We start from the raw sequence: 13805 nt of genomic DNA, 5'->3' as shown, positions 1-13805 counted from the left end.
TATTTAAATTAAAGCGACCATCAAATAAAATTAATAGAATTTAAATTACATAAGAGAAATACTTACTTCTCTCCCAAAATTCCTCTAATTTTGTTTGCATTTCTGATGAGTTCTTCCAGCAATTCATCATTATCTTTTTCAAGGGCAGATTTGAATTTGCGGAGTTGCGAAATATGTTCATTCAAAACATCCAAAACGTTTTCTTTATTTTGTTTAAAGATAGGAACCCACATTTCGGGATGAGATTTCGCCAAACGAACCGTACTCGAAAAACCCGAACTTGCCAGTTGAAAAATAGTATCTTCTTCTCTTTCTTTTTCCAAAACTGTGTTTGCAAGCGCGTAAGAAGTGATATGCGAAATATGTGAAATGTAAGCAGTATGAACATCGTGATCAGCTGCTTTCATATAAATTAAATGCATGTCGAGAGCATCAGCAACTTTTTGTACGGTTTCTAAAGCATCATCTGCAGAGTTTTCACGATCGCAAATTACGCCAGCTCGTCCAGAAAAACTGTCAGAAATCGCAGATTTCGGTCCGGAATTTTCCGTTCCCCACATTGGGTGAAAAGCCACAAAACGGTTTCTGTGTGGATGATCTTCTATTGAATTTACAATTCCCTCTTTGGTAGAACCTGCATCCATAACGGTTTTCCTATCGTCAACCAAATCTAAGACGTTAGATAAAATTTTGCGGGTTGCATCTACAGGAATTGCAATGATGATAAGATCTGAATTTAAAACAGCATTTTCTAAAGTAGAAATTTCATCGATGATACCAAGACTTTTTGCCTCCTCTAAATGATTTTGGTTTTGATCTACACCATAAACATAGGAAGCAAGACCTTTAGCTTTCAGTTTTAAAGCCATTGAACCACCAATTAATCCGACACCAATTAGAGTAATTTTCATTTAAAGTAGAATATGAATTAGGAGTTGTGAAAAAGCGGAATTATCTCAATTTCTTTAAAGAACTGAAATTAACTTCTTCTTTGCATTTATCGAAGCGAATTTCATATCTCGGATTCTTTTTCGGATAGACCAAAACATATTCCGGACAAGGTTTCTGCTGAGCCTGACTGTGGTCAAAATCAATTTCGCCTTTCGTGATAATGCTGTCTTTTAAGAATTTTTCGTCGATTTTATTTTCTGCCATTTCTTGAGAAAAAGCAGGCGAATAAAGCATTTTTTTTGAAAGTGTTTCTGCAATTACCCGTGAATTCGGAAGGTAACCGCTGCAACTTACACCTTTTTTATTGAGAATGAAAAATACGAGAACTAATCCTGGAACAAGTCCAATCAAGAAAAATTTTATCTTCCTCATCTAAAAAATTAAAAGATTGATATCGTGGTAAGTAAGGTCAAAACGGTCGCAGATCACTTTTTTCGTGTGGCGACCTTTGTACATATAAAGCGTATGTTTCATTTCGTTTTTGCGAACCAACATATTGTCGAAACCACCTTCTTCATCGTAGTTTAAAAGATAGCTTAGGAAGAAATTAGAAATAGCTTTCGTAGTTGTTCTTGGCATTTTTGAAGTAAGGTTTGGTAAACCGCAATGAATTACGCCATGTTTAATGATATACGGATTATCCATACAGGTCAGTTCTGAAGTTTCGATGACTTTTCCGTTATCGATCGTCACATCAATGATGACGCTTCCTTTCTTCATTTTCGACACCATTTCTTCCGTCACAATTGGGGCCAAACTTATTTTTGAAAGCGCGCCGATCACGACATCTGCTCTTTTTAAACATTTTCCTAATTCTTTCGGATCGATGATTGAAGTTGGTACGCGTCCATCGACCATCATGTGAAGTCGGCGAAGTTTAGAAAGAGAATTGTCAAAAACTTTTACGCTTGCACCTAATCCGATAGCGGCCTTTGTAGCAAATTCCCCAACAATTCCGGCTCCTAAAACTACAACTTCGGTTGGACGAACTCCTGTGATTCCACCCAACATTAACCCGTTGGAAAGGGCTAAAAGTTCGGCTGCGTAAAGAACAGATATGTTACCAGCAATTTCGCCGATCAGTCTTACCAAAGAAAGCTGTTTGTATTCATCAACGATAAATTCAAAAGCGATAGCATTGACTTTTCTCTCCGATAATTTTTTGAAATATTCCTTGTCGCGTAAATTAATTTGAAGTGCAGAAACCAAATAAGTACAAGGTTTCAAGAATTCGATTTCATCAGTAGTTGGCGGGTTTATCTTGAGAACTAAATCCTGTGCAAATGCTTCTCTTGGATCGTAAGTTATTTTAGCACCCGATTCTGAATATTGCAGATCGGTATAAAAAGAACCTTCACCGGCGCCGGTTTCTACAATAACCTGGTGGCCATGAGAAACTAAAACCTGTACCGCATCTGGTGTTACGCACGTTCTCCGCTCGTTAAGACAAGTTTCTTTTGGAATTCCGATACTGAATTGCTTTCCTTTTTTAATGATTTCCAGCTTTTCTTCCTGCGGCATTAATTCCTGTTCAGAAAAAGGAGTAAATATATTGGTACTGCTCATTATTTAAAAATTATTTCCTGACATTTCAGGGATATCAATTGATTAAATTCGAATAAAATAAAGGTACAAAGATACAATCATTTCATTACTTAATAGTTTAAATTACCTGAAATTGATCACGCGCTCCTCTCCAACAGTTTCGATTTTCAATTCATGATGCGGAAAATCTACAAGTTCCTCTTCGTAAATTTCTGGCCACTCAATAATGCACAGGAAGCTGTTGTCGAGATATTCTTCAATACCGATGTCATAAACTTCATTGATGTTTTTCATGCGGTACAGATCGAAGTGAAAAACATTTCCTTTCGGGGTATCATATTCATTGACGATGGCATAAGTAGGCGAGGAAACTTCATCACTGCTGCCTAAATTTTTCAAAAGAAACTGCGTGAAAGTTGTTTTTCCGGCGCCCAGATTTCCTTTTAATAATAATATATTGTGTTGAAGCTCTGGTAAAATTGCATCGATGACGGTTTGCCATTCTTCGAGTTTACTGATCTTAAATTCCATGTTTTACTTATAAATTTCGATAAAAATTTCTCCGTTTTCGGTAATTGCGCCACGATACATTCCGGCGGTATTGAAAGGCATTGCAATATTTCCGTTTTGATCTAAAGCGATCAGACCGCCGTTTCCACCCATTTTTTCAATCTCGTCGATGGTTTCCTGAGCTGCAGTTTTAACGTCTTTATTTTGGTATTCCATTTTTGCGGCAAGCGTTCTGGCAGCAGTTGCGCGGATAAAATATTCGCCCCAACCTGTACCTGAAATTCCAACCTGGGAATTGGCATAAGTTCCGGCGCCGATAATCGGTGCATCGCCAATTCTGTTCCATTTTTTATTGGTCATTCCGCCTGTAGAAGTTCCTGCGGTGATGTTTCCGCTTTTATCTAGAGCTACTGCTCCAACTGTTCCGAATTTTTTATCGACCTCGTAAGAATCGGGCAATGTATTTTGAGATATTTTTTTTGTTGTTTTTAAATTTTCTTTCTGTTTCATTTTTTGAAGACTTTCCCAACGGTCTTTGGTCCAGAAATAAGAAGGATCTACGATTTCTAAACCCTGTTCTTTTGCAAACTGTTCTGCACCTTCTCCGCTTAACATGACATGTTCAGATTTTTGCATGACTGCAATGGCAGCTTTTATAGGATTTTTGATGGTGTGAACTCCGGCAATCGCTCCGGCTGATTTATCTTTTCCAACCATGATCGAAGCGTCCATTTCATTTTTTCCTTCGTTGGTGAAAACGGCGCCTTTTCCAGCATTGAAAAGTGGAGAGTTTTCCATCACAATAATGGAAGCGGCAACTGCATCGAGCGAAGAATTTCCTTTTTGAATTTCAGCGTAACCTGCTTTTAAAGCTTCGGTGAGTTTTTCTTTGTAGGCATTTTCTTTTTCATTGGTCATGCTCGATTTCAAAATCGTTCCGGCACCGCCGTGAATGACTAAAACGTATTTTTTCTGGGCAGAAAGCAGCACTGAAAAAGTTAGAATGGAAGTTAAGAGTAATTTTTTCATAGTCAAAAGGAAAAGTTTGTCAAATTTATTGAATTTTTTTGGAGGCGCGAGCGAAGCGAGCGCCGAAAGTCTTTTTTTAATTTTCTTTAAAATAAAAATTTTTGAAAGGCAGAGGTTATTTTCGAAATTCCAAAATCTAAAATTGATTTTCTTGCCTCTTTCCACTTTTTCCTTGGCTCTTCCTTTTTGGCTTCTCCCTCGCGTAAGGGATCGCAATGAAAAGCCCGGAATAGAATCTCGTCTTAAAAGACGAGATGGAATGAGGACTTGTAATGGAGAGCCCGACCCGAGCTGCGGGAAAATGGTACGAATGATTATAAGCTTTGGCGAGGGATACGCCCAAATAATTTAATGAAAAGAAAAACTTATTCCCTATTTTTACCAAATGATTTCGAAGCAAACCATTGACAAAATATTTTCCACAATTCGGGTGGAAGAAATCATCGGCGAGTATGTACAACTGAAAAGAGCGGGTTCTAATTTTAAAGGTTTGAGTCCTTTTCATGATGAAAAATCTCCGAGCTTTGTCGTATCGCCAAGCAAGCAGATCTGGAAAGATTTCTCCAGTGGAAAAGGCGGAACTGCGATTTCTTTTTTAATGGAAATAGAAAGTTTTACGTACCCGGAAGCGCTTCGACATGCCGCGAAAAAGTATGGAATTGAGATCGAAGAAGATCTTCGCGAGCAAACCGAAGAGCAGAAACAGTCGCAAACCGAAAAAGAATTGCTTTATAAAATTCATGAAATCGCGAATGATTTTTTCCAGGACCAAATGTTCGAAACGGAAGAAGGGAAAACGATTGCGTATTCTTATTTTAAAGAAAGAGAATTGCGCGACGAGATCATTCGCAAATTTCAGTTGGGTTACGCGCCGGAACAGAAAGACGCATTTACGGAATTTGCTTTAGAGAAAGGGTATTCGAAAGATATTTTGGAGAAATCGGGACTTTCTATTTTCCCCGAAAATGCGCCGAGAGGAATCGACCGCTTTCGGGAAAGAGTGATTTTTCCGATTCACAGTTTTTCGGGAAGGGTTTTAGGTTTTGGTGCCAGAATTCTGAGAAATAATGTAAAAACAGCGAAATATCTGAATTCTCCAGAAACGGAAATTTATCATAAATCACAAGTTCTTTATGGTTTAAATCAAGGAAAACAGGCGATTTCTAAAAATAATCTTTGTCTTTTGGTTGAAGGTTATATGGATGTGATCGCGCTTCACCAAAGTGGAATTGAAAATGTGGTTTCGAGTTCAGGGACGGCTTTGACAGTAGAGCAGATCAAACTCATCAAAAGGCTTACAGAAAATGTAACCATTCTTTTTGATGGAGATGCGCCGGGAATTAAAGCGAGTTTCCGAAGTATTGATATGCTGCTTTCGGAGTCCATGAACATTCGGATTTTGCTTTTTCCGGATGGCGATGATCCGGATTCTTTCTCCCGAAAACATCCACAGGAATATGTCGAGAATTTTATAAAAAATGAAGCCAAAGATTTCATAGATTTTAAAGCTGAAATCTTACTGAAAGACGCAGGAAGTGATCCGATCAGAAAAGCCGAAGCGATCCGCGATATTGTGAAATCGGTAGCTTTTGTTCAAAATGCGCTGAAACAGGAAGTTTATTTAAAAGAGGTTTCTAATAAATTCGGACTTTCAGAACAGTCGCTTTTTAATGAATTGAATGTTCAGAAACAACTGCAAAAACAGCATGTTTCTCCGCAACAAAGACAAGAAATACAGATTCAACCGAAACTTGAAAAAGTTACTGAATTTTCGCCAACGATTGATCCACTTTTAATTTTAGAGGAAAAACTGGTCGAATTGATGCTTAAATATGGCGATCTGATTCTGGAGAGGGAAGACGAAGAAAACAAAGAGTATAAAATTACAGTTATCGAGGAAATAATCGGTCATCTGCAGGAAGATGATTATGAAATTCAGTCCGAAATCAATAAAAAGATTATTGAAGAGATAAAGCAGGGCATCACGGAAAATGAACTTCGGTCGGGAAATTTTTTCATGACTTTGATGGATGAAAACATTTCGGGGAAAATTGCAGATGCATTACTTGATCCCTATGAAAACAGCGATTGGGGAAAACATCAAATATTTTTCAGTACGGAAGAAGAGGTGGTTCCGAAAATTGTGCAGGATGTTATCTTTCGGCACAAAAGAGAATATGTGATGAAGATCATCAACACCATGAAAAATAAACTCTCTGAAACTGAAAATAATGATGAAACATATAAAATGATCATCAATCTAAACCAGCTAAGAAAGGATCTGGACGAAAAACTGTTCCGGGTTTTGTGACAGATTGTCTAATTTTTGGTTGTGGAATATTGTTTGTGTAAATTTGAGTCAGGCAAGTAAAAAAGCAGATTATTATCTTTAAAAAAAATAGAATGGATATAAAAAAAGATTTCAGAGATTTCTCTGTAAAGCACTTAGGAAATAGCGGTTTGGTAACAGATCAATATATGGGAATGTACGGACCAACTAATCTTACACCCTATATTATGGAGGAAAGACGTTTGAATGTAACTCAAATGGATGTTTTTTCCCGATTAATGATGGATCGAATTATTTTCTTGGGAACAGGAATTGATGATCAAGTTGCAAATATTGTAACAGCACAATTGCTTTTCCTGGAAAGTTCTGATGCTTCGAAAGACATTCAAATCTACATTAATTCTCCAGGAGGAAGTGTTTATGCAGGTTTGGGAATCTACGACACGATGCAGATAATTAAACCAGATGTTGCTACCATCTGTACCGGAATTGCCGCTTCAATGGGCGCTGTTCTTTTGGTTGCAGGTGAAAAAGGAAAACGTTCGGCTTTAAAACATTCACGGGTAATGATCCATCAACCTTCCGGTGGCGCACAAGGTGTTGCTTCCGACATGGAGATCAACTTACGAGAAATGTTGAAACTGAAAAAAGAATTGTACGATATCATTTCAGAACATTCCGGACAAACTTACGAGTGGGTGGAGAAAGCGTCTGACAGAGATTACTGGATGACTTCTTCTGAAGCCAAAGATTTTGGAATGGTAGATGAAGTTTTGCAAAGAAAAAAAGAGGAGAAAAAAGGAGCGGAGAAATAATTTTTCGAAATAGTAGATAAAATGCGCCTTAGAAATAAGGCGCATTTTTTTGTTAAATCATTTTAAAAGTTCCTTTCCTATGGATAGGGATTTGGGGATAAGATTAAAAGCCCTCAATTATCTGGACGAAATCCGCCATTTTCAAAGCAGCACCTCCGATTAAACCACCGTCGATATCAGGTTGAGAGAAGATTTCTTTTGCATTGTCAGGTTTTACAGAACCACCGTATAAAATCGAAATTTCGTCAGCGACTTCTTTTCCGTATTTGTTTCCTATTAAATTTCTGATGTGTGCATGAATTTCCTGCGCCTGTTCTGGAGAAGCTGTTTCACCAGTACCTATCGCCCAAACTGGTTCGTAGGCGATGACCACTTTTTTAATTTCGTCTGCAGAAAGGGTAAATAAAGCTACTTCAGTTTGGTTTTTTACGACTTCCAAATGTTGTCCGGATTTTCTTTGCTCCAAAGTTTCACCATTACAGTAAATTGGAGTCAAACCTTTATCTAAAGCCAATTTTATTTTTCTGTTGCAGTGAGAATCGGTTTCACCATGATAAAGTCTTCTTTCGGAATGTCCGATCAATGAACCATTCACACCAATAGATTCCAGCATATCGGCCGAAGTTTCGCCCGTGTAAGCGCCACTTCCATGTTCGCTCATATCTTGGGAGAAAACACCGATTTCATTTTGCTCGTACAGATCTTTCGCCATCATCAAATATAAAGATGGCGGTGCGATCCACACTTCACAGTTTGGCGTGTGATTTCGTTTGTATTCTAATAACTGAAACATTAAGTCTTGAGCTTCAGTGACATTTTTGTTCATTTTCCAGTTTCCGGCTACGATATTTTTTCTCATAATTTCAGGTAAATATTAAAATTAATTCGTTTGAATTTTAATTAATTCAGATTCCATATTTTTTTTAAGATCATGTAATAATCGTGCTCCTGATCGCTTACTTTATCATCAGCTTTGATGAGTGATTTGGCGAATTTTATAAAATCTTTTCTTTCCTCTTCGGTAGAATCATCAAAGAAACATTTCGCGTGAAATTCAAAATGATCTTTCCATTGATCTGCATGCAATGTTGCGATCACATCTAATTCATCATCTAAATTGATTTTGAACGGAAATTCTTCTGCTAAATATTCCTGTAATTTTAATCCTTCTTCCGGCGCAAATTCTCCATCTACAGAAGAAAGTATCATTAAAAGGTGGTAACCTGCGATTGATTTATTTGATTTTTGCATTTCTATTTTATTTTATCTTTTTTAAATTGAATTAGGTCTTTTTTAATATTTTAAATAATCTTTAGCAGACCTTTTATCGATGATTTTTCCGTTCTGCAAAGTTAAGACAAACGGATTGCTTCTTGCAATAGTTTTAATGGCCGTTCCGTCCATCATTGCATTATTTATTGCTTTAAAAGTGTTTGCATTGGTGGAAATACCCAAAATAAGTGCACCTTTTATTGCTTTTACTTTCGCTTCTGTTCTAGCTAATAAAACAGGATCTATATTTTCCGGATGATAAGAAAAGATAAGAACTGCTTTTGGTGCTTTCAATATTTCCGCTGTTAGATCCATTCCTTCCGGACTTTCAGGTTTGAATTTCGAGATCTCTGATTCGTAACCTTGTTTTACGATTTTCGAACTTGTTTTTCCTTCCTCGATTTTCCAGGGCGATCCTTCTTCCCAATATTTTTTATCATTCACGTAATCGTCCTGATTCACTGCTAACACTTCATTAGTCTTCGCGTTTTTCAAAGAATAGAAGGTTTTATATTCAGACGGATCTTTTTCAATTTTAGCTTTCTCCGCATTCAAATCCGTCCCGATCTTATAGTCTCTGAAATCAATCACAGGTTCGTGCGTAATTCCCCAGTTAATAACAAAAACCATGGTCATAAAAGCAAATGCAGAAAAATATTTTTTGAATGCTGTTCTTTCATCGATGTCATTAAAATGATTTCGGTAAAGAATCCAGAGAATAATCAAGCCTATTAGTAAAATAATATCCTTCCAGAAACTTTGCCAAGGTGTAAATTTCAATGCATCACCAAAGCAACCACAATCGGTTACAACATTAAAATAAGCTGAGTAAAATGTGAGGAAAGCGAAGAAAACGCATAAAGCGATCAGAAGTGAAAGAGTCATTTTAAGACGGCTTTTTATCAATAATAAAAATCCTAAAACGAGCTCTAAAACAACCATGATAATTGCTAGAAATAGAGCTTGTTTTTCCATAAACGGAATATTAAAAACGGAAGGTGAAAAATATTCTTCCATTTTAAAGGAAAAGCCCACTACATCAACTGCTTTCACAAATCCGGAAGCGATGAAAATCAGGGCAATTACGATTCGGAGTACATGTTTAAACATAGTTTTTATTTTATATCAGTTTGAAATTTTATTTTTCTTCTGAAAATTTAATGAGACAAAAAACGGCGTAATTCAGCATATCAAAATAATTGGCATCAACTCCTTCGGAAACGAGTGTTGCACCAGAGTTATCTTCGATTTGTTTCGTCCGCAAAACTTTTTGGTAGATCAAATCAGTAATCGAAGAAATTCGCATATCGCGCCAAGCTTCGCCGTAATCGTGATTTTTTTTCATCATCAATTCTTTACCTTCATTTGCGAATTTATCGTAAAGTTCGAGCATTTCATTTTGATCCTGTTTGAAATCATCTGCAAAACCTTTCTCTAACTGAATTAATCCGATAATAGAGTAGTTTACAATTGCGATAAAATTTTCTTCTGCAGATTCGCCAACTTTAGAAGTATTAGTGATTTGAAAAGTTCTCAAACTCTTCACTTTAATTAGAATTTGATCGGTCAAAGAAGGCGTTCTCAAGACCCGAAAAGAGGCACCATAATCCTGGAGCTTTTTACTGAATAAATCCCGACAGACTTTGATAACTTCGTCGAATTGTTTCGCTGTTTTCTGCATATAATTTCTAAACTTTTCAAAGATAGGAATTTTGGAGGTAAGATGGAAGCAGGAAGTTTGAAGTTATCACCATACTATTCATTAAATTTGCGGTTATGAATGTTTCAACTTCTGATATTAAAGATCCTGGTTTTTCTCTGAACTGTCGAGGTAAATTGCTTGATTTATCGACTCCAATAATTATGGGAATCCTCAATTTGACGCCTGATTCTTTTTCTGATGGTGGAAAACATTTTGAGGAAAAATCTGCGCTCGATCAAGTGGCGAAAATGTTAAAAGAAGGTGCAACGATTATCGATATCGGAGCACAATCAACACGACCAAAAGCTGAATTTTTACAGCCGGAAACAGAAATTTCCAGATTAGGAAAATTAATTCCGATGATCAAGAAGGAATTTCCTGAAGTAACGCTTTCTCTTGATACTTTTTATTCGGAAGTCGTACAGTTTGGTTTTGATGAGGGAATTGATATTATCAACGATATTTCCGGTGGGAATTTTGATCCTAAAATGTTTGAAACTGTTGCGAAAACTGGACTTCCGTACATTTTGATGCATGTTAATGAGACCTACGATCTGATGCACAAAAAATTAATTGAAGAGGATCTGCTTTTAAAAATGAATCGATATTTCTCCGAAAAAATTAATGAGTTACAAAGTTTAGGCGTTAAAGACATCATTCTTGATCCAGGTTTTGGATTTGGAAAAACAGTGGAGCAGCAACATCAACTTCTGAATGAAACAGAATTCATTGACTTTGGAAAACATCCATTGTTAATAGGGATCTCCAGGAAATCTTTTATTTATAAACCTTTAGGGAAAAAACATTCTGAAATAGTAGAAGAAACTCAGAAATTTCATCAACAGGTTTTAGAAAAAGGAGCAAAAATTTTGCGTGTTCACGATGTTGCAGAAGCCAGCAAAACGGTTGATATATTTCTGAACCGTTAATTCAAGCCAGATAATTTATCAGAATACTCTTTTGAAAATTTTTCCCGGTCTCCATTCAATTGAGCTAAATTATTGGGCAAAATATAATTAAATAAGATCTTTTCCTCATCGTCTAGGAAAACAATCTCTTTTTCTTTTTCACCGAGCATTTGTGCGAAAATTTCCCACATCGACGTGTCTTTCATCTTTAATAATTCAAAGAATGAGGAGGCTTTAATCTGTATGATCTCCATTTTTAAAATCCTAAAAAGTTCAGTTTAAGTTGAATTGCAAAATTTTCTTTGAAAATAGGTGTTGCGTAATATCCAACTCTGTAGAAAAATCCGAGGTTGAAAGGGGAACCTAAAAAATTATTGCTTTCAAAACCAATTTCCTGATATAAGTGATCGAGTTTCTTATAATCAAACTGATGATATTGTGGGTTTTTTAAATCTCCTGTTACGCCGCGTAGCACCACATCGAAGCTGGAAACATTTTTGCCAAAAGTTTTAAAATACCAAGGAATTCGGTGCGTGAAATAAAATCCGACGAATTTGTCGTTATAATATTTCCCAGCTTCCATGGTCGCAAAACCGAGGTAAGAAGTTAAGTTGAAATTTAAATCACCTTTGTTACTTCCCAAACCGTTCATCCCGAAATTATGCCAGATCGGCGCATTCCCCGTTAGTAAACCTCCGTAAACGCGAACTCCTGTAACACCAATTTTTGTTTTGAAACTGTGTTGTCCCATCACATCGAATCGGCTGTAAGCTAAATCTCCGCCAAATGTCTTCAAACCCTGTTCATAATTTGCAAAAAATTCGGGATAATTTTCTTCATACGTGAATTTTCCTGAAGGCGTCATGATATTCTTCGAATTTGGCGCATATTTCAAGGTAATTTGGGTGGCAAAATTTTGAAATTTATTACCCAGATTCATAAAATTATAATCAAATTTAGATTCTTCGTTATCTTTTTTTGCAGATATATTGATAGTGAGAGCGTTTGTTATATCGTTTTGATATGATAATTTAAAACCTTCATTTTTGTAAAAACGGTTGTTGTACATATCGATGCCCGAATTCATGATCCTCTTTTTGAAATTCCAGAGAATCTCGTTGAACCGTCCGGCTGCAGCAACATCGTTGTAATATTCTGCCCGGAAAAATGATACTTTTTCTAAGGTCGTTTTTATACTAACTCCGGCGCCGTATTTCCAGGCTTTATCTTTAATTCCGTATGCAAAGTAAGCATCGGGAGAAATGTATTTATTAAATTTTTCATTAAGTTTTGCCGCAGCTCCCAGTCTTATCCCTTCATAGTCATTGTACTGAATAAATCTGATGCCATCGAAATCGACCATTCCTACACGCAGATCACCTTTTATAAGTCCTGTAAAAACGCTTAATTTTTGATCTAATTTGTACTTTTTCCCAACGCTGTCAATTTTTTCGTACGTCATTTTTTCCCGTGTTGTTAAAGAATCGGTGCGGAACTGATCAAGCGTGCTGCCATCAGAGTTTTTCACATCGATGGTGTAGCCGGAGAAGTCTTTTTTATTAACTTCAATAGGTGTTTTAAAATCAAAATAATCTGCAGTTATAAAAACGTAGTTTCCATATTTCTGTTTCTTTTGTTCGTCTTTATCTTTTGATTTTTTATCTGCTTTTTCGGTGTTAAAAGCATTGGCACCCATCTTGAATTTCAGATTTTCTTTACTCAGGAACCATTTGTTATCGATCGGTTTCCAGATGCTTGTAATGGAGCCTTCACTTTTTTTCTTGCTGTTGCTTTCGATCTTTTTCAGACCGTAAGTTTCGCTGTCTACATAGATGTATCCATTGAATCTTCTCTTTTTAACAGCCTGTTTATAATCAACCTGTCGAAAACGGATGACATAATTTTTTCGCCCTTCAATATCAATTGAATCGGTTAAAAAGTAGCGGTAGAGCGTTCGGTTTTCCTCCCGAATTTCTCTTGGAATTTGATTTCTGTTGGAGCGCAACGACATCATTTCATAAATCGGTTGCTTCAGTCCTGAAACACGGTTGTCAAGAATGTTTATTTTTTCGCCATATTTTTGAGAGAACAAATACTGCGAAGCTCTTTCCCAAAGAAAAAGCTTGCTCGAAGCCATTAATTTCTGAACATTCACACTTTCGATGGAATCTTTCTTTTTCTCCTTCGACTGTACTTTTTGCGGAAGTGTTTTCAGTGAATCGATTCTGTGATTGATGAACTGATCGTAATGCTTAATGCTGTCTTCATCAATGTCTAACGAGATTTTCTCGTAAGATTTGAAGGAATATGAATCTAAACTCTGCGGAGAATTATTTTTATAATTATTGTTTACTTTTCGCAAAATTGCTAGAGCCAATGGATCACTTTTATCGTCGATTATCACGCCTTGAATTGATTGTGTCTTTGGGTCTAATTTAGATAAAACTGTTTCCATCACTTTATCTACAACGGCTTCATCCGCAAAAAATCCGTTTGCTTTCACATCAACCTTTTCGCAGTTCGTACGAAACTGAAGGATCCCTTGAGAATTGGTTTTTCCTAAGAGTTTATTATTACAGGATATCGCTGCACCTTCAATTGGCAGGTGATTTCCAGCGCTAAAAACAGTTATTTTTGACTGGGCACAAATATTTAAAAATATAAAAGAAAAGACAATAAAAAGGAGTTTTTTCATACAAACAAATATATTCAAAATAATTAAAAATGTGCGCTATGAATCTAAGTTATTTGCTCTTTAATTTAAAAAATAAATTTGAATTTAT

The 13805-nt window shown here is 36.3% G+C and carries 14 protein-coding genes; 3 read left to right on the top strand and 11 right to left on the bottom strand.

Annotation, left to right across the window (positions count from 1 at the left end; genetic code table 11):
- Window positions 1–62: 62 nt before the first annotated feature.
- From OA86_RS09775 to OA86_RS09755, 5 genes are all read right to left on the bottom strand, one after another.
- Entirely contained in the window at window positions 63–911 is an 849-nt protein-coding gene (locus OA86_RS09775) for a prephenate dehydrogenase (protein WP_039352345.1), read from the bottom strand.
- A gap of 40 nt (window positions 912–951) precedes the next feature.
- Entirely contained in the window at window positions 952–1323 is a 372-nt protein-coding gene (locus OA86_RS09770) for a DUF4258 domain-containing protein (RefSeq protein ID WP_039352343.1), read from the bottom strand.
- The gene (locus tag OA86_RS09765) at window positions 1324–2517 is read right to left on the bottom strand and encodes an alanine dehydrogenase (protein WP_039352340.1); all 1194 of its coding nucleotides are present in this window, start codon (window positions 2515–2517) and stop codon (window positions 1324–1326) included.
- A 102-nt stretch (window positions 2518–2619) separates the two neighbouring features.
- The gene (gene tsaE / locus OA86_RS09760; RefSeq protein ID WP_039352337.1) at window positions 2620–3027 is read right to left on the bottom strand and encodes a tRNA (adenosine(37)-N6)-threonylcarbamoyltransferase complex ATPase subunit type 1 TsaE; all 408 of its coding nucleotides are present in this window, start codon (window positions 3025–3027) and stop codon (window positions 2620–2622) included.
- A 3-nt stretch (window positions 3028–3030) separates the two neighbouring features.
- Window positions 3031–4035 carry an isoaspartyl peptidase/L-asparaginase family protein gene (locus OA86_RS09755; protein ID WP_039352544.1) on the bottom strand — a complete coding sequence of 335 codons (1005 nt, stop codon included), beginning with the start codon at window positions 4033–4035 and terminating at the stop codon, window positions 3031–3033.
- Window positions 4036–4420: 385 nt separating this feature from the next.
- Here OA86_RS09755 and dnaG point away from each other — a divergent pair, with 385 nt between their 5' ends.
- Together dnaG and clpP are read left to right on the top strand one after the other, a co-directional pair.
- Window positions 4421–6346: a DNA primase gene (gene dnaG, locus OA86_RS09750; protein ID WP_039352334.1), complete on the top strand. Its 1926-nt coding sequence runs from the start codon at window positions 4421–4423 to the stop codon at window positions 6344–6346.
- Window positions 6347–6438: 92 nt separating this feature from the next.
- Complete coding sequence (gene clpP, locus OA86_RS09745; RefSeq protein ID WP_039352333.1) at window positions 6439–7140, top strand: ATP-dependent Clp endopeptidase proteolytic subunit ClpP; 702 nt, start codon at window positions 6439–6441, stop codon at window positions 7138–7140.
- Window positions 7141–7243: 103 nt separating this feature from the next.
- Here the strand turns inward: clpP and tpiA are convergent, their stop codons facing one another.
- From tpiA to OA86_RS09725, 4 genes are read right to left on the bottom strand one after another with little or no spacing between them, the layout of a single operon-like run.
- Complete coding sequence (gene tpiA / locus OA86_RS09740; protein WP_039352330.1) at window positions 7244–7999, bottom strand: triose-phosphate isomerase; 756 nt, start codon at window positions 7997–7999, stop codon at window positions 7244–7246.
- Between the two features lie 41 nt (window positions 8000–8040).
- Window positions 8041–8391, bottom strand: coding sequence for a tellurite resistance TerB family protein (locus OA86_RS09735; protein WP_039352328.1), 351 nt, complete (start codon window positions 8389–8391; stop codon window positions 8041–8043).
- A 42-nt stretch (window positions 8392–8433) separates the two neighbouring features.
- Window positions 8434–9522, bottom strand: coding sequence for a BT_3928 family protein (locus tag OA86_RS09730; RefSeq protein WP_039352325.1), 1089 nt, complete (start codon window positions 9520–9522; stop codon window positions 8434–8436).
- Window positions 9523–9550: 28 nt separating this feature from the next.
- Window positions 9551–10093: a DUF1599 domain-containing protein gene (locus tag OA86_RS09725; RefSeq protein WP_039352322.1), complete on the bottom strand. Its 543-nt coding sequence runs from the start codon at window positions 10091–10093 to the stop codon at window positions 9551–9553.
- 95 nt (window positions 10094–10188) lie between these two features.
- Between OA86_RS09725 and folP the strand changes: the two genes are divergently transcribed.
- Window positions 10189–11043, top strand: a complete 855-nt coding sequence (gene folP / locus OA86_RS09720) for a dihydropteroate synthase (protein ID WP_052257473.1) — start codon at window positions 10189–10191, stop codon at window positions 11041–11043.
- On the opposite strand, the gene OA86_RS09715 is transcribed toward folP, so the two are convergent.
- Entirely contained in the window at window positions 11040–11276 is a 237-nt protein-coding gene (locus tag OA86_RS09715) for a hypothetical protein (RefSeq protein ID WP_039352320.1), read from the bottom strand. The two genes, folP and OA86_RS09715, sit on opposite strands and share 4 nt — an antisense overlap.
- A gap of 2 nt (window positions 11277–11278) precedes the next feature.
- The gene (locus OA86_RS09710; RefSeq protein WP_039352317.1) at window positions 11279–13717 is read right to left on the bottom strand and encodes a DUF5686 family protein; all 2439 of its coding nucleotides are present in this window, start codon (window positions 13715–13717) and stop codon (window positions 11279–11281) included.
- Between the last annotated feature and the right edge of the window lie 88 nt (window positions 13718–13805).

The sequence above is a fragment of the Kaistella jeonii genome (genome assembly GCF_000812865.1).
In the GTDB taxonomy this organism is placed as follows: Bacteria; Bacteroidota; Bacteroidia; order Flavobacteriales; family Weeksellaceae; genus Kaistella; species Kaistella jeonii.
This window is presented reverse-complemented; position numbering and strand designations above follow the sequence as displayed.